Here is a 21,764-nt window from a genome sequence, read left to right as displayed (position 1 = left end):
TTTAATAATAACAGACATGCGCAATACGCCCCTCACCAGCATTGAGACCTGAGTTTATTTTCAATGAAAATTAATAGCAGCAACAATAAATATCAACAGAGAAAGAAAGTCTTTATTTTCCCTGAGCGGCAACAGCGCCAGAAAAGCAAACGCATAAAGCATACGTAGTTATTATTGCAAATTCATTACTACTGGAATAATTTATAGATGGCAAAGATAGTGATAAAGCTCAGCGTCCTTTTTATCCAGGGTAAATTTGTTACACAGCCAGCTCTGATGGCAGGTTTTCTTGTATTCGGCCAGCAGGCCCAGCTCGTGTAATATCCTTATCCAGCCTCGGGTACCGTATTGCGGCTTTTCGTAAATTTTTTCCCGGATGGCCTTAACATCAACCCGTAGAAGACAGGTATGTATATTGCCGTAATCAGGATGGATTTTGGTTGCGCCAATCTGTTCAAACAGCAAGTTTCTGATATAAAAAGCAGCCACTTTTTCTCTGACCTGCACCACGATGTCGTCCACTTTATCCACAAAAATGGCGTACATCATCGTCTTCAGATAAAGCATAAACACCAGGTTTTCCGTGCCCGCATCGCTCTTAATGGAGAGCGCGCCGATTTCCGTCACCTGTCGATGCTGGAGATTAAGCGTCTGCAGCTCTTCGGCAAAAAGCTTACTGCACGGCAGTTTATTATTTTTTCTCTGATAACGCCTATCGTGCCTAACACCCGATCGCCTTTACGAGCCAGCAACAGCGTACTGTTTTTATCGACCAGTCCTTCATTATAAAGAAACAGAGCGCGATTTTTTTTAACGAATCCTTTCTTTGCATACTCTTCTTTTATTACATCCATACCCTTAAGAAAATCAATAAAGCCGCCCGCAGGCGAGACATCAATGTCGTTATCCAGTGATTTACTAAAGTTACAGATCCTTAGCGTACCGCGATGGAGCACCCCATCGCGCACGGCCTTTTTCAGGATGGAATCCCTTATTAAAGTCATGTCTTACCTCTCAGAGCAGCAGCGTGTACTCATAAAATATAATAAAGTATTGGTGCATGAAAAGCTAAGAATAATCTGAAGTAAAACAGGAAGGAAATAAGACGGGCGTTTAAAAAAAGTGGAGAGTCGGCTTCCCTGCCGGCCAGATAATAAAGCTTTAAGACAGACGTATCTTATTTAGTCCGTAAACGTTTTTTTTAGCTCTGTGCAGCGTGACGGCGATTGCCCAAAGCGCCACGACCGCCAGGAACACGCCCAGCCCCAGCATCGCCACAAAGCCGGCGAATCTGAACAGCAGCAGGCCCACGATACAGCCGGTCAAAAAGGAAAAGACGGTGGTCAGATGGGTATAAAGCTGTTTCTGCTGAAAGCGGCGCTCGCTGTAAGAAACATGGCTGATAAAGGAAGAGACGAACGAGCCTAAGGCGATACCCGCATCCGTCAGCGTGCCGGTGATGTGTGTCGCCCTGACCCGCCCGTTGGAAAGCTGCGTGGACGTCGAGTTATGGATGCCCATCAGGAAACCCAGCAGCACCGATATTTCCTTGTTATTGCCCGGCGAATAGAAAGCCAGCTCAAAAACGGAGATCAAGGAGAGCACCACGCTTTCTGCCAGGATAATCAGGCAGAAAATGGTTCTGAAATTCTTTTTTAGTCCCGCCAGCACCATAAATCTTGCACAGACGGAGCCAATGACAAAAGCCGCGATCAGCACCGCCAGAAAAATCAGGCCTTGCATATCGGCGCTGAAAACTTCTGAGGAGATCTGCGAGGTGTTTCCTGTCATATGCGAGGGGAAAAAGCCAAACGCGCCCAGCGCCATAGCGTTCAAAATCCCTGCCGTGGTGGCCAATACTAACGCCAGGTAACGATCTTCCGTGTGGGACCTGACCTTCTTTTTCTTAATCAGCACATTGTTCACCATTGAGTTGCGTGGAAGGAAAAGAGATAACGTAGGGTCCTGACAGTAAAACAGAACAAGCTTTAGCTTTATATGGCGCTAAAAGTCATTACGGAGCCTGATAATTGTTCAGCCTCACTAAAGCTTAACGTACCTTTGTTAGACAAATGTAAATGTAGAGTAATGTTTCTTAATATTACCAGTAAGAACAATAAATTACAGATTAATCTGGAAAATTCAGCCGGGCTGCCGGTGAAAATTGAGACGGTTTAAAGCGAGACGCTCGTCCCTTTTTTGCAACGAACGCCTCGCGGATTTAGCAGGAAATAATCAGAAATCGTAGGCCATTGAAAGCTTAAGCTGGCGAGGGTTTCCCTGATAGATATAAGAGCCATAGCTTTCCACGCCCGACCAGTACTTCCTGTTGGTGACGTTTTCCACGCCCAGACGCCAGGTCATCTCGTTTTGCTGCACGCTTATGCGGTAGCGCAGCCCTAAGTCCAGCGTGGTGTAGCTGTTCAGCTTTTTGCTATTGGCGGCGTTGGCGTACTGCGAACCGGAATGCGTCACCCGCGCCAGCGCCGTCAGCCCTTCGACCGGTTTGATATCATATTCCGCGCCCAGCACCGTATAGAAGTTCGCCACGCCGATAGCGTTTTTCCCTTCGTAGAGGCCATCTTCCGTTTTGGTCATTTTTGGATCCAGCCAGGTGGCGCTACCGTTCAGCCGCACGCCGTAAACCGGTTCGCCGAAGAGATTCAGCTCCACGCCACGGTTGCGCTGCTCGCCGTAAAGCCCAAACATCTGCGTTTGCTGGTTAATAATGCCGGTTGGTTTTTTGATTTCAAACAGCGCCAGCGACCCGCCGAGACGACCGCTATCAAGCTTCACGCCCACTTCATTCTGTTTGGAAAGTGAAATACCGGTGACCTGTCCCGCGTTCTTTGCGTCGCTGGTGGCCGTGTCGCCCGGCTGCAGCGCTTCAATATGGTTAGCGTAAAGCGAAACCGTTTCCCAGGGGTTCACCACCAGCCCGTAGCCCGGCGTCCAGCGCGATTGGGTAAAGCGCGAGTCGGTATCTTCGATCGCCGTGCCGTAAGCATAGTTACGCACCACCACCTTCTGATGCCGTACGCCTGCCGTCAGCAAAATCTTATCATCCAGAAAGCCGAGCGTATCGGCCAGCAGAACGCCCTGCGTACGGATCCGACTGGTGGGGCGAGGATCGTCAAGATCGCCGCCGAAATAGGTGTTGGCTGGCGCCGGTACGGCGGAGGTCTGATAGATATTGGTCGCCTGCGGCGTCAGCGCCATGCCATAGGCGGTTTTTTCACGTTTGGTCTGTGCCGAATAGCCGATGTTGACGCTGTGGCTGACGAAACCGGTGTGGAAATTACCGCGAACGCCGCCCATGCCGCTGAAGGCGTCGACATATTTATTGGTATCCATACGGCTGATGGTCGCCGATCCGTCTTCATCAAGCAGTTTCGGCGTACCGTAAGCGCCCATTTCGTGAGAGTGCTGGCCGCCCACGGCACCGTAAGCTGTCCAGCTGTCGGTGAGATCGTATTCCGCGCGCGCCATGCCAAATTCGCTTTCCAGGTTGCTGTAAACCCAGTTCTGGCTGTAGTTGCTGGTTGCGCGCGGCACGGCGGGAATAAAATCGACGCCGCTGACGTTAACGCCAATGCGCCCGCCGTGGAACGCCTGCTTCTGATAGCCAAGATCCAGCGAAGTGCGCAGCCTGTCGCCGCGATAGTCCAGTCCCAGCGAGGCTAATGTGGTGCGGCGCTTTTCGTTATCAATCGCCGTTTCACCTTCACGATGCAATACGTTGGCGCGCACGCCCCACTGGTTGCTGTCACCGAAGCGGCGTCCTACGTCCAGCGACGTCCCTGCCTGGGAAGAAGAGGTATAATCTACGCCCAGTTGAGTCAACGGCGCGTCTTCGGCATGTTTAGGCTCCAGGTTAATCATGCCGCCGACGCCGCTGGTGGCGGCACCATTAATCAGCGCGTTAGATCCCTTAAAGATTTCCACGCGATCCACCATCTGGGTAGAAACGACCTGACGCGGCATCACGCCAGGCAGCCCGCCGAAGGTCATATCGTCGCCGTCCAGATCGAAACCGCGAATGCGATAAGTTTCCGCAAAGTTGCCGTAGCCCTGCACGTTCTGTACCGAGGCGTCATTAGCAACCACATCCTTCAGCGTTTGCGCCTGCCGATCCTGGATCATCTTGCTGGTGTAGCCGATCACGTTGAAAGGCACATCATGCGCATTCTGCTCGCCAAGCATGCCCAGGCGGCCGCCGTTGGCGACCTGCCCTTCCAGATACGCGGGCACCAGCTGGTCGCCGCCCGATTTGAAATTATCCGCATCTGTGGCAATAACGGTCATGGTCTTGTCGGCCGGGACGTTGGCGGCGGCCGTTTTTGCGGCGGCAGGCGTTTCTGCCGACATAGCTGGCGTACCGGCGGACGCGATAAACGTCGCCAGCAGCGTAAAATTGAAGCGGCGGTGAAACAGGCGTGTATGGGCCATGGCGGTTCCCTGATAGCAAGCTGAGTGATAATCATTATTATTCGGATTGCGATTATCTTTATAGCTGCCGGGAATGCAAGCGGTAAACCCCACTTTTACCGCCACTTTAAGAGAAGTAATCCATTAGTTGCGCAGGGTTTTATCCGCTGCCAGCGTCTCCCGCCTGCCAGCCGCCGCCCAGCGCCCGATACAGATCTATCTGCGCCTGCAGCAAATTATTTTTTACCTGCACCAGGTTCAGCTGGGTGCTGAACAGCGTTCGCTGCGCGTCCAGCGCCTCCAGATAAGATGCGTAACCGTTCTGATAACGATTATTGGCAATATGCAGCGCTTCGCTCACTACCTGCTCCTGGGTTTGCAGCTCCGCGAGCTGCTCTTTATAGCGAGCAATAGCATCCAGATCGTTGTTCACCTCGCTGAAAGCGTTGCGCACCACCTTCTCATAGTTAAACAGCGCCTGATTGCGGCCCGCCATAGAGACATCGACCTGCGCCGTCAGCGCCTCGCGGTTGAGGATGGGCGCCAGCACGCTGCCGCCGATGCTCCAGAGCCGGAACGGATTATCCGCCAGCTGATGCAGCGCGGCGCTTTGCAGCGTGCCGCTGGCCGTCAAATTCAGCGAAGGCAGCAGGCGCGCTTTCGAGGAGGCCAGCGTGGCGTCCGCCGCCAGCAGCAGGCGCTGGGCCTGAACGATGTCCGGACGCCGCTGCAAAAGTTCGGAAGGCAGCAGAGAAGGCAGCTGCTGTGGAGCGACCTGCTTAAAACGGCCCTGTCGGGCGATTTCGCGAGGATTCATCCCCACCAGGATGCTGAGCGCATTTTCCTGCTGCGCAATCTGATGCCGCAGCACCGGGATCTGCGCTTTTGCCGTCTGGTATTCCGACTGCGACTGCACCCATTCCAGCCTGGAGGTATAGCCGGTTTCAAACTGCCGTTGCGCCAGCCGCAGCGAATTCTCACGCGTGGCGAGCGTCGCCTCCGTTACGCGCAGCTGCTCGTCCAGCGCCAGCAGCGTCATATAGCCAGAGGCCACCGAGCTGGCTACGGTCAACTCTGCGGCAGAAGACGCGGCCTGGATTGCCGCCAGCGAGGACTCAGCGGCCGCAATGTTGCTGCTGCGTGCGCCCCATAAATCCACCTCATAATTGGCCTGGAGCAACCCTTGAAATACGGCAGATTCATGGGGCTGGCCGCTGACCGACGAGAGCGCTCTGGCGTGGCTGGCGGAGCCGCCTGCGCTCAGCGTGGGAAAGTTATCACCCTCGGCCGCCCGCAGCTCAGCACGGTACTGATCGACGCGGGAGCGAGCGGTAAGGATATCCAGATTATGCTTCAGCGCCTGCTCAACCAGCACGTTCAGATCGCGATCGCCAAAGGCGCGCCACCATCCGGCTTCTACGGGCGAGGAAGGCCCGGCCTGATGGCGCCACTGCGCCGGAACGGGCAGCGATCCCGGCGCCTTTTCGACTTTGGTGGCGCAGCCGACGGGCAGCAGGATAACGATCAGCAGCGCCAGCGCCCGAGGCCTCATTTCGACTCTCCGGCGGCGGTATCGATATTCACCTCAACGGACATGCCGGGTCGCAGACGCTCTACTTTTTCGCTGGTAATGGCTATCCGCACCGGAATACGCTGGGCGATTTTGACAAAGTTGCCGGTAGCGTTATCCGGCGAAATCGCGCTGAACTCCGAACCGGCCGCAGGCGAAATATATTCAACTTTACCCTGATACGCTTCGCCGTTCAGCGCGTCGACGGTAAAGGTCACGGGCAGGCCAGGCCGGATATGCGCCATCTGCGTCTCTTTCATATTGGCAACGACCCACTTCTGCGGCGGCACCAGCGAGGTAAGCCGGGTGCCTGCCGCCACGTAAGCGCCCAGGCGAACGGCAATCTGCCCCAGCTGGCCGTCGCGCGGCGCGATAATGCGGGTATTGTCCAGATCGATCTGCGCCAGCTCCAGCGCGGCCTGCGCATTCGCCACGTCCGCCTCCATTGAGGCATGGTTAACAATCGCGGTTTGCAGATCCTGACGGGAAACTTCCAGCGTGGCTTTCGCCTGCTGTACTTCGGCCAGCGTCTGGGCATTGCTGGCGCGGGAGGCGTCGCGCTCGCGCACGGACAGCGAGCCGTCAGACACCAGATTCTCGACGCGCTTTAAATCCAGCCCGCTTTTAAGCGCCTGAGCTTTGGCATTTTCCAGCACGGCCTGGTTGCGGGCGATCACCGCCTGCGCGCTGCGCCGCTGCTGGACGTTGTTCTCCAGCGCCGCCTTTTTGATCGCCAGCTGCGCCTGCGCCTGATGCACCCGCTGCCGGTAAATACGATCGTCAATGGTCATCATCACCTCGCCCTTACGCACCGGCTGGTAATCCAGCACGTTGACGGCGGTGACGTAGCCGCTGACCTGCGGACTGATAAACGTGACCTGGCCGCGCACGTAGGCGTTTTCCGTAGACTGAACTGAACTGGTGAAAGGCGGCAGCTGCCAGGCATAAAGGATCACCAGCACCCCGACCAGGGCAATGCCTGCGCCCGTCACTATAGAGATGATCCGTAGCCTGTTATTGCGTTCACGCTCGGCGAGCTGGCTCTGTTCCTGCTGACTCATTCATTCCTCATTGTTTTATTCGCCTGCAGCATCTGCCTTTCCGCTTCCGCTTCGCGTTTGGCCTGCTGCCAGTTGAGATAGCGCAGCCGCGACAGACGCCACAGTACCCAGATTAATGTGACAAAGGCCATGCCGGCCGTAAGAAGATAGGTATCGTTGTAAGCCAGCACGTTTGCCTGCAGCGTAGCTACCGTCTGTAGCTGCGCCGTACTCTGCGCGCTGAGCTGAGCGGGATCGCCGATCAGGCTGTTGAACAGCCCTGAATATTGCGACAGCCGCTCGGTGACGTTGGGATCCAGCAGGGAGAGCTGGTCGCCCAGCAGGCTGGAGTGATATTTTTCCCGCCACACCTGAAACGTTCCCAGCAGCGCCGATCCGATCAGGCCGCCCAGATTCTGGCTCATGCCGAACAGCACCACCAGGCTGACCAGGTTTTTCGGCTGGGTCACTACGCTGCCGATATTCAGCAGCAGCGCGGGCGCAATAAAGAAGGTGCTGCTGAAACCCAGCAGGAACTGGCTGAAATACATATTGTTGCCGCGGGTCAAAGGGCTTGACTGTGCGTCCATCAACGAGGCTACGATAATCAACAGCAGCGACACCACGATTGGCCAGCTAAGATGTTTAACATTGATGGTCAGCGCGCTGGTGGCGATGCCGGCAATCACCCCCAGCAGGATAGCCAGCGCCAGGCCCTGCATCTGATCGTTCAGCAGCCCGACCTGCTGTAAATAGCCAATAGCGCCGGTATTCTGCTCGGCCAGCGTGACGCGCAGCATCACCATCACGATGCCAAGACGGAAAATGGCACCGGTACGCAGCCAGCGCGTATTGATTAAGGGATTGCTGCGGTTATGTTCAAGCACCACGGCGGCAATCACCAGCACCAGCCCGAGCGCCAGACATACGCCCAGCCACGGCGTGCTGGTCCACCACTCAATGCGGCCCAGCGACAGCACGGCGCAAAACAGCGCCATACCCGGCGCCATCAGCATAAAGGTCAGAAAATCCTTCTTTTCAAACACCTTCATACGATCGCCCGGCGGCAGCTTCAGGATCAGCACCGCCCCCAGGCAGATCATCGCCAGCCCAAGCTCAAACAGGTAAAGACCACGCCACTGCTCCAGCTGCAGCAGCTCGCTGGAAAAGAGGCGCGCCAGCGGGATAGCCAGCTGTGAAGCGCCCAGGCCGATAGCCATCGCTTTTAAGCGATGCTTTGCCGGCCAGGCCTGCACCTGATAATAAATGCCCAGCGAGCTAAGGGCCGCGCCTACCATGCCGTGGGCGGCGCGCACGATAATCGCCGAGCTAAGATCGTTAACCAGCAGATGAAAGAAAGACACCAGCGCGTAAAGCACCAGGAAGGCTTCGGTAAAGGCGCGCAGACCATACTGCTGGCGGAATTTCACCAGCAGCAGGTTAATAGAAATGTTGCCCATCACGTAAACCGAAGGCAGCCAGGCTATTTCATTGCTGTAGGCGCCAAACACGCCCTGTAAATTGCTCAGATTCGCCGTGACCAGCGCATTACTCAGCGCGCCGGTAACGGAAATCAGCAGTCCGATCAGACCAAAGGCGATGCGTTTTGGCGTGGGATGGAGAGGTGTTGAGGGCGATCCGGGCAGCATCGGCTTTTCGCCTGGCGCCCATTCGCGCGGCGCGAAAGGATCGGGACGGTTAGCGCGCACGCTATTTCGCCTCGGTCGCTTTCAACAGTTTTTGCAGCACTCGCTGTGCGACGATTAATTCGTCGCGGCTGATGGTCGCCAGCAGCTCGTTACGCAGCTTTTCTATCTCGCCCGCCAGCTGCTGATGCAGGGCCGTTCCCGCTGGCGTAATGGCGACCAGACGTTTGCGGCGATCTTCCGGCGGCTGCGTTCGCACCACCAGCTGCTGTTTAACCAGCCGATCCACCAGCGGCACTATCGTCGCCTCTTCCAGGCCCAGCGCCAGCGCCAGCTCTTTTTGGCTGACGGGCGCGGTTTGCGTTGCCAGCGTCGCTATCGCCATCCAGCTGCTGGTGGTTAAACCATCTTCTTTCACACGACGATCGATCGCCTGCCGCCAGGCCTGAGCAGTCAGGTGAAGCAGCCGGGAAAAGGTGAGATCCTGAATATTCAATATATAGAAGCCTGATAATTAGGTTGCTAACAAAAAACAGAGCATGATTATAATCAAGGATCATAGTCGACAGAAAGCGGTTTGCCGTGGTCCTGGGAAAATTATCGCAAAACAGGCTCTGCGCCTGCACGGCAAGCCAGCAGCCCGCGATAAAGGTTTTTTATTCCTGAAAAGCATTGACAGAATATAAAGCGAGGCGGCAGCGCCCCACCATACCAGAGCGGTTTAAATAGTTGCGGTGCCGGATAGTCAGGAAAAAGGGGTAACCATGTACGCATCATGATTTCAGACGGGGAATTTCAGGCGCAAAATATCGAACAAACTATGCGCTATGACAGAAAGGTTAAAATAGTTCCAGTGCCAGGTAATCAGGAAAAATGAATAGTCATGCACACACAAAAAAATGATGTTAGGCGGCATGTCAGGCGGGTATTTTCAGGCACAAAAAAACCGCCTTGCGGCGGCTTCACGACATTGCACAAAGTGCTTGTTTTTATTTGTTTTAATCGGTAGTCAAAGCGTGGTGCCCGGGGCGGGACTTGAACCCGCACAGCCATAAGCCGAGGGATTTTAAATCCCTTGTGTCTACCGATTTCACCACCCGGGCATGGGTGTAAAGTGGAGGCGCGTCCCGGAGTCGAACCGAGGTAGGCGGATTTGCAATCCGCTGCATGGCCACTCTGCCAACGCGCCTTTATTCTGCTTTGCTGCCAGCGCTACGCTGACCGCTAAATCTGGAGCGGGAAACGAGACTCGAACTCGCGACCCCGACCTTGGCAAGGTCGTGCTCTACCAACTGAGCTATTCCCGCATTTTTCAGCGTTCTTAACAGAACTTGCTGATTTACTTTATCTTCTGGCGACTCAGCTGCCTTTCGATGCGTTGCATTCTACTGACTGGACGAAATGAGTCAACACAAATATCCGCACTTTTTTCTCGTTTGCTGCTTTTTAAATCGCATTGATCATCGTTCGAGCAGATCGCCGCGTGCCGCGCTCAAATACTGATACATCGACCAGAAAGTGAGGACGGCGGCCACGTAGAGCGCCGCCACGCCGATGCCTTCTACCAGGCGATCCGGACGCCACAGCAGCGCAAACAGCGCCAGCATCTGTGCCGTGGTTTTCACTTTGCCGATCCAGGAGACGGCCACGCTGCTGCGCTTGCCGATTTCCGCCATCCACTCACGCAGCGCCGAGATAATAATTTCCCGCGCGATCATCGTAGCCGCCGGTAGCGTAATCCACCATTCGTGGTAATGCCCGGCCACCAGAACCAGCGCAATAGCCACCATCACTTTGTCCGCAACCGGATCGAGAAACGCGCCAAAACGCGTGGTTTGTTTCCAGCGACGCGCCAGCCAGCCGTCGAACCAGTCGGTGATCGCCGCCACGATAAAGATCAGTGCGCAAACCAGCGGCGCCCATTCAAACGGCAGATAAAAAGCCAATACAAAGAAAGGGATCAACACGACACGAAGCAGAGTAAGTAAGGTCGGAATATTAAAATGCATAGGTACGCTAACTGTCTGGGCAGAGTAGAATTTGTCCCTATGTTCCTACAATGCCTTAGCCAACGCAATGCTTAGTGTTTCAGCGAATAAAAGATTTTCTCCGCCAGCGCCTGCGAAATGCCGGGCACCCGAGCAATCTCCTCGACCGAAGCGTTCATCAGCGGCTGCAGGCCGCCCATATATTTAAGCAGCATTTGACGACGTTTAGGCCCTATGCCTTCGATGCTTTCCAGGGCGCTGGTATTTTTAACTTTCGCCCGTTTATTGCGATGGCCGGTAATTGCATGATTGTGAGAGTCGTCACGAATATGCTGGATGACATGCAGCGCTGGCGAGTCGGACGGCAGAGAGAATCCCTCCCCTTCCGGCTCGAAGAACAGCGTTTCCAACCCGGCTTTGCGATCGCTGCCTTTGGCCACGCCCAGCAGGATCGGCCGATCTTTATCCCAGCCGACATCCAGTTCCGCAAACACGGCTTTCGCCTGCGCCAGCTGGCCTTTGCCGCCGTCGATCAGGATCAGGTCTGGAATTTTACTCTCTTCCAGCTCTTTGCCATAGCGACGGCGCAGCACCTGATTCATGGCCGCATAGTCATCGCCCGGCGTAATGCCGGTAATGTTATAGCGCCGATATTCAGAACGCAGTGGGCCATTGCTGTCGAAAACCACACAGGAAGCCACCGTCTGCTCGCCCATCGTATGGCTGATATCAAAGCATTCCATCCGTTTGATTTCCGGCAGATCCAGCACTTCACTTAACGCCTGTAAGCGTTGGTGAATAGTGGACTGCTGCGAAAGACGGCTAACCAGCGCGGTGCTGGCATTCGTTCTTGCCAGCTTCAGGTAGCGAGCGCGATCGCCGCGCGGATTGCTCTGAATGGAAACTTTTCTGCCGGCCATTTCGCTCAGCGACGCGGCTAACAGATCTTTTTCCGGCAGCGCGAAGTCCAGCAGAATATCAGCAGGCAGCGTGCGCGCCTGGCTGCCCTGTAGGTAGAACTGCCCGACAAACGTCTGCACCACTTCGGCGATATCGGTGCCGCCCGGCACTTTAGGGAAGTAGCTGCGGCTGCCCAGCACTTTGCCCTGACGGATAAACAGCACGTGCAGGCAGGCCATCCCGGCATCGAAAGCGACGCCGATAACATCCAGATCGTCGCCATTATTGGAAACGAACTGCCGTTCGGTTACGCGCCGTACCGCCTGGATCTGGTCGCGCAGCCGCCCTGCTTCCTCAAACTTCAGCGCCTGGCTGGCTTCCTCCATACGGCTAATCAGCTGCTTCAGCACCTGATCGTCTTTGCCGGACAGGAACAGCCGTACATAGTCCGTCTGTTGCGCATACTCTTCTTCGCTGACCAATCCCGCCACGCACGGCCCAAGGCAGCGCCCGATCTGATATTGCAGACACGGGCGGGAGCGGTTGCGGTATACGCTGTTTTCGCACTGGCGGATCGGGAATATTTTCTGCAACAGCGACAGCGTTTCCCGCACCGCATAGCCGTTAGGGAAAGGCCCGAAATATTCGCCTTTGGCGTGCTTGGCACCGCGATGGCTGGCCAGGCGAGGATGCTCATCCGCGCTGAGGAATATATAGGGATAGGATTTGTCGTCGCGCAGCAGAACGTTATAGCGCGGCTGATACAGCTTGATGTAGTTATGCTCAAGCAGCAGCGCTTCGGTTTCGGTATGGGTGACCGTCACGTCTATCTGATGAATGCTGGCGACCAGCGCTTCGGTTTTTCGGCTGCCCAGATTGCCACGAAAGTAGCTGGACAGGCGTTTTTTTAAATCTTTGGCTTTACCGACGTAGATAACCGTGCCGCCAGCATCATACATGCGATAGACGCCTGGCTGGCTGGTGACCGTTTTCAGGAAAGATTTGGCATCAAAAACATCATTCACTACTGGTTAACGACTCCGCATTGAACAGCCCGTGCCGGATAGCCAGATGCGTTAACTCGACGTCGCCGCTAATGTTCAGCTTGCTGAACATACGGTAGCGATAGCTGTTAACGGTCTTCGGACTCAGGCTAAGCTGTTCGGAAATATCTGCCACTTTCTGGCCCCTGGTGATCATCAGCATAATCTGTAATTCGCGTTCCGACAAACAATCAAAAGGCGACTCCGTTTTTTGCGGCTCGATCTGGCTGAGGGCCATCTGCTGGGCGATATCCGAGGCGATGTAGCGTTGTCCGGCGTTAACCTGGCGAATCGCGCTGACCACTTCCTGCGGCGCGGCGCCCTTGCTGAGATAGCCGGCCGCCCCCGCCTGCATTACCCTGGCGGGCAGCGGATTTTCAGTGTGGATGGTCAGCATAATGATTTTCACATCCGGGCTGTAGCGCACGATTTTCCGCGTTGCCTCAAGCCCGCCGATGCCGGGCATGTTCATATCCATCAGCACGACGTCGACATCATTGCTGCGGCACCACTTCACTGCGTCTTCGCCGCAGCAGGCTTCACCGACAACCTGAAAGCCTTTGATGTCTTCCAGAATGCGTCGAATGCCGGCCCGCACCAGTTCATGGTCGTCAACAAGAAGAACGCGTATCAAAAGGCCTCTCCAAATGGGTATTAACGGGGGGAAGGATCATTAACAGACCGTCGATTTTACCTCTTTTTGATTGCCGTTAGAACATAAATAAACGCCTGTTCCGCCGGGTGTTATTGCACGCCGTGCGCGCCAGGTGCCTGTATAGATGGGGTAAATATGATATACTCGTTACTTAATTGTATTATCAGCACCAAAAATCGCGCAGCCGATCCGTTAATAAAAAAACCAGGAGAAAACATGAGCGACACTGATTTTTCAACCAGTAAAGATACGCAAACTTTGGCCGAAGAGATGGCCTGCATGAAAGCGCTGGTTACATTTATGTTGAAAGGTATGGGCCAGGCCGATGCCGGTAAGGTAATTATTAACATGGAAAAATATATTGCTCAGCTGACGGATCGCCAGCAGGCGGACGTGTTCAGTAGCACGATTAGTCAAATTAAGCAGGCTTACCGCCAGTAAATTGCCCGCAGCAAAGTAGCCCATTGTCTGCCGGTCAGCGTGGGGCTCGCTTAACTCACCAATGACTTAAGGGAACAATGGGCTTAATTTTTAAAGCTGTTTTGGGTGCGTTGGTTGTCGTTTTGATTGGTATTTTATCTAAAACGCGCAGTTATTATCTGGCTGGCCTGCTGCCGCTCTTCCCTACCTTCGCGCTGATTGCCCACTATATCGTAGCCAGCGAACGCGGCATTGAGGCCCTCCGCACCACCATCATCTTTGGTATGTGGGCCATCATCCCCTATTTTATCTATCTGCTGACGCTCTGGTATTTTGTCGGCATGATGCGGCTCCCCCTGGCGCTTGGTGGCGCCGTGGGGTGCTGGTGTCTGGCCGCATGGCTGTTGATTACGCTGTGGGCGCGCAGTCAGGCTTAAGCCTGACGTCCTCTGCCGCTCCAGCTGACGGAAACACCCAGCGTCGGCAGCACCTCTTCAGGGCTGAAACGGCGCGCGCCACGGAATTTTTCCGCCAGATTAGGCTGGTTAACCGGGATCCTGACGGCGAAAAGATTATCTTCAGACTGAATGACGCCTGCCGTTAACGGTTCATAGACCACCAGATGCTGTTCGAACATTCTTTCCAGCATTGGCGTAGCCGCGCTATAAAGGTATTCCACGCCCGACTGTTCGGCCAGCTGCACGCTGTGCCAGAGAATGCTAAGCGGTAGCTCGGGGTCAACATCCAGACGGGCAGAAAAACGCGACATTTCCCAGATAGCCTGCTGGCGCTTCTCTCCGCTTTCCCTGTCGTTCCACTCCATCAGGCGAGCGCAGCCGCAAATGCCTTGCTGTGCGGTCCAGGCGATTAACCAGACCACGTCCGAGCGGTCAAAGCGATCGTACTCCTGGCCAGGTGTACTTAACCGCGATGGAATCGACCATCCTTCGCCCCGCGCGAAAACGCTGTAGCGATAACTTCCTAATTCTGCCAGCAAAGACGAGGGCATGTCCCTTAGCTTGGTCTGGATAATCTTCATCATTAATCCTCTGTTGCATTCACCGCTGAATGCCTTTCCATGTGGCTCAGGCCTGGCAACCCCAGGCGCAGGGTAGACAACCGACCGGCAATACGAAACTACTAAAATTGGTAGCTATGATTCGTTTAAAGTAGCCCAATCGCAGCGGCATAAGAGGCCACCTGTGTTTTATTTGGCGCGTTGAACTTTCTTTGCATATTTTTCTGATGAAAATTCACAGTATGTGTTGAAATGGACAGGATCAGTGAGATTTCCGCTGCGGTTTTGCCTTCTGCTGTCCATTTGAGTATTTCTCGTTCCCGCTGGCTTAAAGGCATCGTCATTACGCTGAGCGAACGATCCTTTACGCGCTGTAAAGCATCAAGTATCCGGTCCGACAAAAACTGGAGTTTAAGTTGTTTTTCAGCGCATAACGCTGTCTTTTCAAAAGATTTACCCGAGGCCATCGACAAAATGCCCACAACGCGGTTGCTGGCTATCCTGGAGCAGGAAAACCCGGAACGAATACCAAACTCTTTAGCGGCATCGAACACTTTTCGTCCTTCCTTGACCACCGGATCGTTCCACAGCAGCAAAGTGCCCGGTACCTGGCAATAGCGAATGATCGGATCAACTTCCGAAAAATTTTCTTCCTGCCATTTCCGCACCCACCTTTCAGGATAGTTGGAAAAAACAAATATTTTAGGGCGAGTAAAAGGAACAGGATGGCGTATATATAGCGCATAGAAATTTAGCCCCAGATCCAGCGTGTGTTGGGCAAGCAGTCGCATTATTTCAGTCGTATCTGTGACCTCAAGGAAAGCCGCCTCGGTTTCCTTACACCAGCTGAAATAATTTCCAGTAGCCATTGCTGCCTCGGATGGATGAGGCATCAGCCCGCATCCTGCTGTAAATTTAGGGTCAATTCTGAATACCAGGTAATATAGGGGGAGAATTAACGCCCACTACTTATCCTTATGTCGCGGGATAATAACAAGAAAAGGTGCTCCTGATTGTCCGAAAATCGCAGGCATAGCAGTAACCTTTTAAATTAACAGAAAAATGCAGCGTGATTGCGCCTGGTGACGCCGGTAGCCGTAGCTATCCACTATCCACTATCCACTATCAGCCATCAGCCATCAGCCATCAGCCATCAGCCATCAGCCATCAGCCATCAGCCATCAGCCACCAGCCACCAGCCAAAAGGTTACCTTGTACCCGCCCGATGCCTCTTTTAAGAAACAAGAATAAGATTTTTCCTGGAAATATTCAATCATGCGCTTTTAAGGGTCGATTTTAAAGCCTGCTAAAAATTTATTGCTTAAAAGGAGGCACTTGCGGAAAATCAATTTGATACGACAGTATCAAATATTATAACCATCTGATTTACAGCAAATTAAAGCATTAAAGATAGAAATTTGTCTTTAGGATAATTATTAATTACGGCTGTAGTACGCCTTTTCTCCGCCCTCAATTGGCGACGACGCGCTTTTACCCGATCTGGAAATATGGCGCCGGCAGGTTACCGACAGACGCCAAATCCTCGCATGCCCAGATGAAAGTGCGAGGCGTGGGCGCGGTTGTAATCCGGGCCCAGTGAATTACCATACCAGGCGCAGCTTTGCTGGAAAACTTGCCGTAGCCAGAGCGCCTCGGGGCGCTGCTGTCCCCACGTCTTCTGCACGGTAATTTGTCTGCCATCCTGTAAGCGGAAACCCGCCACGTCCAGCGCTTCCGCCGTGGCATGTTCGCTTAGCCTGCCTGTGGCACGGTGATAAATATTTCTACAGGCGTAGCTGCCGACATGATCGATACGTGCCAGCGGTGAGCCGAGCTGCGCAGCCGCCAGTGGTTTTGCCGCCGTGATAAACATCGTGGTTGAGAGCGCCAGCGAGCAGCTGGCCAGAAACGAGGCGCTGAGACGCACATCGCCGAACCCCTGTACGCGCACCGGATCGGCAAGCGGACAATTTCCCCCAACGGGCCGGACGCGGCTGAAGCGGATATAGCCGCCTTCCTGCGCTCGCCGTAGTGCCGCCATACAGGCTTCGGGATCGTTTTGCAGCCGCTTTAGCTTATAGCGGGTGATCCAGCCCGGCGCGTCGGTGACGTTCAGCGGCGTAAAGGGGTTCCAGGCCGACGGCAGGTTTTTTTGCAGCCACGGCGTTATCAGCAACGTCAGCAGAATAATGATGCCTGCGCCAATCAGTGCTTTCATCATCTCCTCCCGTTCATGCCGCTCCGCCGGCCCGTTTTGTCGAATAATGAGTGTAGCGGCGTTTTTGTGCGATCGAACCAACTGTGAATAACTTTACCTGCCAGCCACGCGCTTTTACGTTAAGATTTGCGCCCTTAAGCGGAAAAACGATGTCGGCCTTATGCCGTTTTTTCCCGGAGAGCGCGGTAATACAACGAGTTGCCGACGCGCATTAACTAAATAACAGCCCTCAGAGCTGACACAACATCTACAGGATAACTTCTCGTTATGGTTGACCAATTGAAAAAGCCTCTTCAGGAGGAGGCGCCCGGCGAGCTGCGGCGCAACTTACATAACCGGCATATCCAGCTTATTGCAATCGGCGGCGCTATCGGCACCGGCCTGTTTATGGGGTCCGGGAAAACTATCAGTCTTGCCGGCCCGTCGATTGTTTTCGTCTATATGATCATCGGCTTTATGCTGTTCTTCGTGATGAGGGCGATGGGCGAACTGCTGCTCTCCAACCTTGAATATAAATCTTTCGGCGATTTTGCCGCCGATCTGCTGGGCCCCTGGGCGGGTTACTTTACCGGCTGGACCTACTGGTTCTGCTGGGTGGTCACCGGTATTGCGGACGTGGTCGCCATCAGCTCTTATTTCCAGTTATGGTTCCCCAGCTTCTCGGTCGGCATGAGCGCCCTGCTCTGCATCGCCGTTTTCCTGACGCTGAATATCGCTACGGTGAAACTGTTCGGCGAGCTGGAGTTCTGGTTCGCCATCATCAAGATAGTGGCTATTGTCGCGCTGATCGTTACCGGCATTGTGCTGGTCGCTATGCACTACCCTTCACCGGGCGGCGGCACGGCGGCGCTGAGCAATATCTGGGATCATGGCGGCCTGTTTCCAAAAGGAATGAGCGGCTTTTTTGCCGGCTTCCAGATTGCGGTGTTCGCCTTTGTCGGTATTGAGCTGGTAGGCACGGCGGCTGCGGAAACGCACGATCCGAAGAAAGTCCTGCCGCGCGCTATTAACGCTATCCCGCTGCGCATCATTATGTTTTATGTTTTTGCGCTGCTGGTGATCATGGCCGTTACGCCGTGGACGCAGGTCGTGGCCGACCGCAGTCCTTTTGTGGAAATGTTTATGCTGATTGGCCTGCCGGCGGCCGCCAGCATCGTTAACTTTGTGGTGCTGACCTCCGCCGCCTCTTCGGCCAACAGCGGTATTTTCTCCACCAGCCGTATGCTCTACGGCCTGGCGCAGCAGGGCGTCGCCCATCCACGCTTCGGCAAGCTGTCGCGGCGCGCGGTGCCGACTACCGGCCTTTTCTTCTCCTGCTTCTGCCTGCTGGGCGGCGTAGCGCTGATTTACCTGATCCCGAACGTGATGAAGGTCTTTACGCTGGTGACCACCGTCTCCGCGATCCTGTTTATGTTCGTCTGGTCAATTATCCTTTGCTCTTATCTGGCCTACCGCAAGCAGCGCCCGCAGCTGCATGCCGAATCCGTCTATAAGATGCCGCTGGGCAAGGTGATGTGCTGGATATGTCTGGCCTTCTTCGCCTTTGTGCTGGTGCTGCTCTCGCTACAGGAAGATACCCGCCAGGCGCTGATGGTGACGCCGCTGTGGTTTGTGATGCTCGGCATCGGCTGGTGGCTACGTCAGCGCAAACAGCGTTAATACCAAGAACGGGCCTTTACGGCCCGTTTTTTTAGCGGACGCGGATACCTTCAATCACCATTCGCTGCACGTTTTCTACCGTTTCCAGGAAAAAAGCCTCGTCGTTGAGCGTGCGTCCCGTGACGGCCTCAACCTGGCTGGCGAAATCCGCATAGTGCTGCGTGGTTGCCCACAGCATAAAAATCAGATGATGCGGCTCTACCGCCGCCAGCCTGCCCGCTTCTATCCAGCCTTTCACGATTTGTGATTTCTCATCCACCAGCGTTTTCAGGTCACCTTCCAGCTCCGCTTTCAGCAGCGGCGCGCCCTGTAGCATCTCCAGACAGAACAGCCGCGAGGCCTGCGGATGGTCGCGCGAGACTTCCAGCTTCAGCCGGATATAGTCACGTATAGCCACCAGCGGCTCCTGATCGCTGCGCAGCGCGCGCAGCGGCGCCAGCCAGACGTCCAGGATCTCCTTAAGCACGGCAATATAGAGCGCTTCTTTTGAAGGAAAGTAGTAAAGCAGATTGGTTTTTGAAACGTCTGCCCCTTCCGCCACCTTGTCCAGGCTGGTGCCGTGCAGACCATAAAGAGAAAACAGCTCAAGCGCCGCCGCCAGGATAGCCGTTCGCTTGGCGGCAACGGCTTTAGAACGCCGGGTCGGCGCGGGGGATTTTGCAGAATTCACCGTAACTCCATCCTTTAACCGGCGGGCGTCTTGCCACCGTGCACTTTTTTCGCTCACGTCCGCCTGCTTTTTGTGCATGAATTTTTACCAAATGGTCTGTTTCGGACCATATGCTCCACAACATTTTAACACAAATATCTCAACTGATTGAATCATAGCCTTTTTTATAAAGTGGCACAGCCTTTGCAATCTTTCTTTTGCGCCGCTCAACAGGGAGCAGGGAAGCAACGCAGCGCGGACCGTCACCGTTAACTATGAGGTATTCCCATGAAAGTTGGTGTTTTTATCCCTATCGGCAACAACGGCTGGTTGATCTCTACCACGGCTCCGCAGTACAAGCCGACTTTTGAACTGAACAAGGCTATCGTTCTCAAGGCGGAGCATTATCAGTTTGATTTCGCGCTGTCGATGATCAAACTGCGCGGCTTTGGCGGCAAAACCGAGTTCTGGGACCATAACATGGAGTCCTTCACCCTGATGGCCGGCCTGGCCGCCGTGACTTCCCGCATCGAAATTTATGCTACGGCCGCCACCCTGACGCTGCCGCCCGCCATAGTAGCAAGAATGGCTGCGACCGTGGATTCGATTTCCGGCGGCCGCTTCGGCGTCAACCTGGTGACCGGCTGGCAGAAGCCTGAATATGAGCAGATGGGCATCTGGCCTGGCGACGACTACTTCGCGCGCCGTTACGACTACCTGACCGAATACGTCACCGTGCTGCGCGATTTATGGGGCACCGGCAAATCCGACCTGAAAGGCGAATTCTTTACCATGAACGACTGCCGCGTCAGCCCGCAGCCGCAAAGCCCGATGAAGGTGATTTGCGCAGGCCAGAGCGACGCCGGCATGGCTTTCTCCGCGCAGCATGCCGATTACAACTTCTGCTTCGGTAAAGGCGTCAACACGCCGACTGCCTTTGCCCCAACCGCCGCCCGTATGAAAAGCGCAGCGGACCTTGCCGGTCGCGACGTCGGCTCCTACGTGCTGTTTATGGTCATAGCCGATGAAACCGACGAGGCTGCCCGCGAGAAATGGGAGCGCTACAAAGACGGCGCAGATGAAGAGGCGCTGGCCTGGCTTACCACGCAAAGCCAGCAGGACAAGCGCTCCGGCAGCGATACCAACGTGCGGCAGATGGCCGATCCTACCTCGGCGGTCAATATCAATATGGGCACGCTGGTTGGTTCTTACGCCAACGTGGCGCGCATGTTGGATGAAGTGGCTACCGTACCCGGCACCCAGGGCGTGCTGCTGACCTTCGATGATTTCCTGCAGGGAATTGAGAATTTCGGCGAGCGTATTCAGCCGCTGATGTCCTGCCGCAGCCATATTGCCCTGTCCGCTAAAGAGGTAGCCTGATGAGCCTGCAAGAAACCGTGATCTGCACCACCGCCGCCACTAAAAACAGCGTTACCCTGCCCGCGCGCCCGGAAGCCATCGCTTTCCCGCCGGAGCAGACCGCGCTGATCGTGGTGGATATGCAAAATGCCTATGCCACCACCGGCGGCTATCTGGATCTGGCCGGGTTTGACGTTTCCGCCACCGCGCCGGTTATTGAAAAAATCGCCGTCGCCGTGAAGGCGGCGCGGGATGCCGGGAGCCAGATTATCTGGTTTCAGAACGGCTGGGACGACCAGTACGTCGAGGCGGGTGGCCCCGGCTCGCCAAACTGGCATAAATCCAACGCGCTGAAAACGATGCGCAACCGGCCCGAGCTGGCGGGCACGCTGCTGGCGAAAGGCGGCTGGGACTATGAGCTGGTTGACCAGCTTCAGCCGCAGCCCGGCGATATCGTGCTGCCGAAACCGCGCTACAGCGGCTTCTTTAATACGCCGCTGGACAGCATGTTGCGCAGCCGCGGCATTCGCCATCTGATCTTTACCGGCATTGCCACCAACGTCTGCGTGGAATCGACGCTGCGCGACGGGTTTTTCCTGGAATATTTCGGCGTGGTGCTGGAAGACGCCACCTATCAGGCCGGCCCGCTTTTCGCCCAGCAGGCCGCCATTTTTAACATCGAAACCTTTTTTGGCTGGGTAAGCAACGTAGAAACTTTCTGCACCGCGCTGCAAACCGCCAGCGTTGCGCAAACACAAACGGCCTGAGGCAGGAGAAAACGATGCCAAAAACGATTATTACTCCGCCGGGCACCGGCGTGCCCATTGCGCCTTTTGTGCCCGGCACGCTGGCCGATGGCGTGGTCTATGTCTCCGGCACCTTGCCTTTCGATCGGGACAACAACGTGGTGCACGTCGGCGATGCGGCGGCACAAACGCGGCACGTGCTGGAGACGATCAAAAGCGTTATCGAAACCGCAGGCGGCACCATGGCTGACGTCACGTTTAACTCCATCTTCCTGACCGACTGGAGCAACTATGGCGAGATCAACCGGGTTTACGCCGACTATTTCCCCGGCGAAAAACCCGCACGCTTCTGTATTCAGTGCGGGCTGGTAAAGCCGGACGCGCTGGTGGAAATCGCATCAATCGCACATATCGGCAGCTAACGG

The 21,764-nt window shown here is 55.1% G+C and carries 21 protein-coding genes and 3 tRNA genes; 6 read left to right on the top strand and 18 right to left on the bottom strand.

Going from position 1 to position 21,764, the window contains the following annotated elements:
• Positions 1–201: 201 nt before the first annotated feature.
• From ACVWZ0_RS08645 to uvrY, 14 genes are all read right to left on the bottom strand, one after another.
• Positions 202–657 (bottom strand): N-acyl amino acid synthase FeeM domain-containing protein, encoded by a 456-nt coding sequence (locus ACVWZ0_RS08645; RefSeq protein WP_456784738.1) that lies wholly within the window; start codon positions 655–657, stop codon positions 202–204.
• Positions 624–968, bottom strand: coding sequence for a hypothetical protein (locus ACVWZ0_RS08640; RefSeq protein WP_253454639.1), 345 nt, complete (start codon positions 966–968; stop codon positions 624–626). Before ACVWZ0_RS08640 ends, ACVWZ0_RS08645 begins: the two co-directional genes overlap by 34 nt.
• Before the next feature lie 193 nt (positions 969–1,161).
• Entirely contained in the window at positions 1,162–1,917 is a 756-nt protein-coding gene (locus tag ACVWZ0_RS08635) for a YoaK family protein (protein ID WP_253454640.1), read from the bottom strand.
• A 318-nt stretch (positions 1,918–2,235) separates the two neighbouring features.
• Complete coding sequence (locus tag ACVWZ0_RS08630; protein WP_437177809.1) at positions 2,236–4,449, bottom strand: TonB-dependent siderophore receptor; 2,214 nt, start codon at positions 4,447–4,449, stop codon at positions 2,236–2,238.
• Between the two features lie 139 nt (positions 4,450–4,588).
• Positions 4,589–5,980, bottom strand: coding sequence for an efflux transporter outer membrane subunit (locus ACVWZ0_RS08625; protein WP_253454641.1), 1,392 nt, complete (start codon positions 5,978–5,980; stop codon positions 4,589–4,591).
• A complete protein-coding gene (locus ACVWZ0_RS08620; protein WP_253454642.1) occupies positions 5,977–7,059 on the bottom strand; it encodes an HlyD family secretion protein in 1,083 nt (360 codons plus the stop codon). Before ACVWZ0_RS08620 ends, ACVWZ0_RS08625 begins: the two co-directional genes overlap by 4 nt.
• Positions 7,056–8,687, bottom strand: coding sequence for an MFS transporter (locus tag ACVWZ0_RS08615; RefSeq protein ID WP_253461035.1), 1,632 nt, complete (start codon positions 8,685–8,687; stop codon positions 7,056–7,058). Before ACVWZ0_RS08615 ends, ACVWZ0_RS08620 begins: the two co-directional genes overlap by 4 nt.
• A 61-nt stretch (positions 8,688–8,748) precedes the next feature.
• Positions 8,749–9,180, bottom strand: coding sequence for a MarR family winged helix-turn-helix transcriptional regulator (locus tag ACVWZ0_RS08610; protein ID WP_253454643.1), 432 nt, complete (start codon positions 9,178–9,180; stop codon positions 8,749–8,751).
• Between the two features lie 521 nt (positions 9,181–9,701).
• Positions 9,702–9,787, bottom strand: a tRNA-Leu gene (locus tag ACVWZ0_RS08605).
• A gap of 12 nt (positions 9,788–9,799) precedes the next feature.
• Positions 9,800–9,873: transfer RNA gene (locus ACVWZ0_RS08600), tRNA-Cys, on the bottom strand.
• Positions 9,874–9,915: 42 nt separating this feature from the next.
• Positions 9,916–9,991, bottom strand: a tRNA-Gly gene (locus ACVWZ0_RS08595).
• 153 nt (positions 9,992–10,144) lie between these two features.
• Positions 10,145–10,693, bottom strand: a complete 549-nt coding sequence (gene pgsA, locus ACVWZ0_RS08590) for a CDP-diacylglycerol--glycerol-3-phosphate 3-phosphatidyltransferase (RefSeq protein WP_253454644.1) — start codon at positions 10,691–10,693, stop codon at positions 10,145–10,147.
• A 71-nt stretch (positions 10,694–10,764) separates the two neighbouring features.
• Positions 10,765–12,597, bottom strand: coding sequence for an excinuclease ABC subunit UvrC (uvrC, locus tag ACVWZ0_RS08585; RefSeq protein ID WP_253454645.1), 1,833 nt, complete (start codon positions 12,595–12,597; stop codon positions 10,765–10,767).
• On the bottom strand, positions 12,590–13,249 hold the full coding sequence (gene uvrY, locus ACVWZ0_RS08580) for a UvrY/SirA/GacA family response regulator transcription factor (protein WP_253454646.1): 660 nt from the start codon (positions 13,247–13,249) through the stop codon (positions 12,590–12,592). Before uvrY ends, uvrC begins: the two co-directional genes overlap by 8 nt.
• A 237-nt stretch (positions 13,250–13,486) precedes the next feature.
• Between uvrY and ACVWZ0_RS08575 the strand changes: the two genes are divergently transcribed.
• The gene (locus ACVWZ0_RS08575; RefSeq protein ID WP_125288658.1) at positions 13,487–13,711 is read left to right on the top strand and encodes a DUF2594 family protein; all 225 of its coding nucleotides are present in this window, start codon (positions 13,487–13,489) and stop codon (positions 13,709–13,711) included.
• A gap of 77 nt (positions 13,712–13,788) precedes the next feature.
• Positions 13,789–14,127, top strand: a complete 339-nt coding sequence (locus ACVWZ0_RS08570; protein WP_253454647.1) for a GlpM family protein — start codon at positions 13,789–13,791, stop codon at positions 14,125–14,127.
• Here the strand turns inward: ACVWZ0_RS08570 and ACVWZ0_RS08565 are convergent.
• The 3 genes from ACVWZ0_RS08565 to ACVWZ0_RS08555 form a co-directional block, all read right to left on the bottom strand.
• Complete coding sequence (locus tag ACVWZ0_RS08565) at positions 14,124–14,729, bottom strand: autoinducer synthase (RefSeq protein WP_253461038.1); 606 nt, start codon at positions 14,727–14,729, stop codon at positions 14,124–14,126. The genes ACVWZ0_RS08570 and ACVWZ0_RS08565 overlap by 4 nt on opposite strands.
• 125 nt (positions 14,730–14,854) lie before the next feature.
• Entirely contained in the window at positions 14,855–15,601 is a 747-nt protein-coding gene (sdiA, locus tag ACVWZ0_RS08560) for a transcriptional regulator SdiA (protein ID WP_253454648.1), read from the bottom strand.
• A gap of 629 nt (positions 15,602–16,230) precedes the next feature.
• Entirely contained in the window at positions 16,231–16,926 is a 696-nt protein-coding gene (locus ACVWZ0_RS08555) for an extensin-like domain-containing protein (RefSeq protein WP_253454649.1), read from the bottom strand.
• A 267-nt stretch (positions 16,927–17,193) separates the two neighbouring features.
• On the opposite strand from ACVWZ0_RS08555, the gene cycA reads away from it, so the two are divergent.
• Positions 17,194–18,585 (top strand): D-serine/D-alanine/glycine transporter, encoded by a 1,392-nt coding sequence (gene cycA, locus ACVWZ0_RS08550; RefSeq protein ID WP_253454650.1) that lies wholly within the window; start codon positions 17,194–17,196, stop codon positions 18,583–18,585.
• A gap of 31 nt (positions 18,586–18,616) precedes the next feature.
• On the opposite strand, the gene rutR is transcribed toward cycA, so the two are convergent.
• Positions 18,617–19,255 carry an HTH-type transcriptional regulator RutR gene (gene rutR / locus ACVWZ0_RS08545; RefSeq protein ID WP_253454651.1) on the bottom strand — a complete coding sequence of 213 codons (639 nt, stop codon included), beginning with the start codon at positions 19,253–19,255 and terminating at the stop codon, positions 18,617–18,619.
• A gap of 267 nt (positions 19,256–19,522) precedes the next feature.
• On the opposite strand from rutR, the gene rutA reads away from it, so the two are divergent.
• Genes rutA through rutC form a run of 3 tightly spaced genes read left to right on the top strand, consistent with a single transcriptional unit; the run spans position 19,523 to position 21,761 of the window.
• Complete coding sequence (rutA, locus tag ACVWZ0_RS08540; RefSeq protein ID WP_253454652.1) at positions 19,523–20,614, top strand: pyrimidine utilization protein A; 1,092 nt, start codon at positions 19,523–19,525, stop codon at positions 20,612–20,614.
• Positions 20,614–21,360 carry a pyrimidine utilization protein B gene (rutB, locus tag ACVWZ0_RS08535; protein WP_253454653.1) on the top strand — a complete coding sequence of 249 codons (747 nt, stop codon included), beginning with the start codon at positions 20,614–20,616 and terminating at the stop codon, positions 21,358–21,360. Before rutA ends, rutB begins: the two co-directional genes overlap by 1 nt.
• Before the next feature lie 14 nt (positions 21,361–21,374).
• Positions 21,375–21,761 (top strand): pyrimidine utilization protein C, encoded by a 387-nt coding sequence (gene rutC / locus ACVWZ0_RS08530; RefSeq protein ID WP_253454654.1) that lies wholly within the window; start codon positions 21,375–21,377, stop codon positions 21,759–21,761.
• Positions 21,762–21,764: the final 3 nt, after the last annotated feature.

The sequence above is a fragment of the Erwinia sp. TECH1 genome, from assembly GCF_054057575.1.
This window is presented reverse-complemented; position numbering and strand designations above follow the sequence as displayed.

Excerpts from the sequence above, each read along its gene's own strand:
- ACVWZ0_RS08565 (WP_253461038.1), bottom strand. The coding sequence starts at position 14,729 with ATGAAGATTATCCAGACCAAGCTAAGGGACATGCCCTCGTCTTTGCTG.
- sdiA (WP_253454648.1), bottom strand. The coding sequence starts at position 15,601 with ATGCCTCATCCATCCGAGGCAGCAATGGCTACTGGAAATTATTTCAGC.
- ACVWZ0_RS08630 (WP_437177809.1), bottom strand. The coding sequence starts at position 4,449 with ATGGCCCATACACGCCTGTTTCACCGCCGCTTCAATTTTACGCTGCTG.
- rutB (WP_253454653.1), top strand. The coding sequence starts at position 20,614 with ATGAGCCTGCAAGAAACCGTGATCTGCACCACCGCCGCCACTAAAAAC.
- rutA (WP_253454652.1), top strand. The coding sequence starts at position 19,523 with ATGAAAGTTGGTGTTTTTATCCCTATCGGCAACAACGGCTGGTTGATC.
- ACVWZ0_RS08615 (WP_253461035.1), bottom strand. The coding sequence starts at position 8,687 with ATGCTGCCCGGATCGCCCTCAACACCTCTCCATCCCACGCCAAAACGC.
- ACVWZ0_RS08570 (WP_253454647.1), top strand. The coding sequence starts at position 13,789 with ATGGGCTTAATTTTTAAAGCTGTTTTGGGTGCGTTGGTTGTCGTTTTG.
- rutC (WP_253454654.1), top strand. The coding sequence starts at position 21,375 with ATGCCAAAAACGATTATTACTCCGCCGGGCACCGGCGTGCCCATTGCG.
- cycA (WP_253454650.1), top strand. The coding sequence starts at position 17,194 with ATGGTTGACCAATTGAAAAAGCCTCTTCAGGAGGAGGCGCCCGGCGAG.
- ACVWZ0_RS08625 (WP_253454641.1), bottom strand. The coding sequence starts at position 5,980 with ATGAGGCCTCGGGCGCTGGCGCTGCTGATCGTTATCCTGCTGCCCGTC.
- pgsA (WP_253454644.1), bottom strand. The coding sequence starts at position 10,693 with ATGCATTTTAATATTCCGACCTTACTTACTCTGCTTCGTGTCGTGTTG.
- ACVWZ0_RS08555 (WP_253454649.1), bottom strand. The coding sequence starts at position 16,926 with ATGAAAGCACTGATTGGCGCAGGCATCATTATTCTGCTGACGTTGCTG.
- ACVWZ0_RS08620 (WP_253454642.1), bottom strand. The coding sequence starts at position 7,059 with ATGAGTCAGCAGGAACAGAGCCAGCTCGCCGAGCGTGAACGCAATAAC.
- ACVWZ0_RS08575 (WP_125288658.1), top strand. The coding sequence starts at position 13,487 with ATGAGCGACACTGATTTTTCAACCAGTAAAGATACGCAAACTTTGGCC.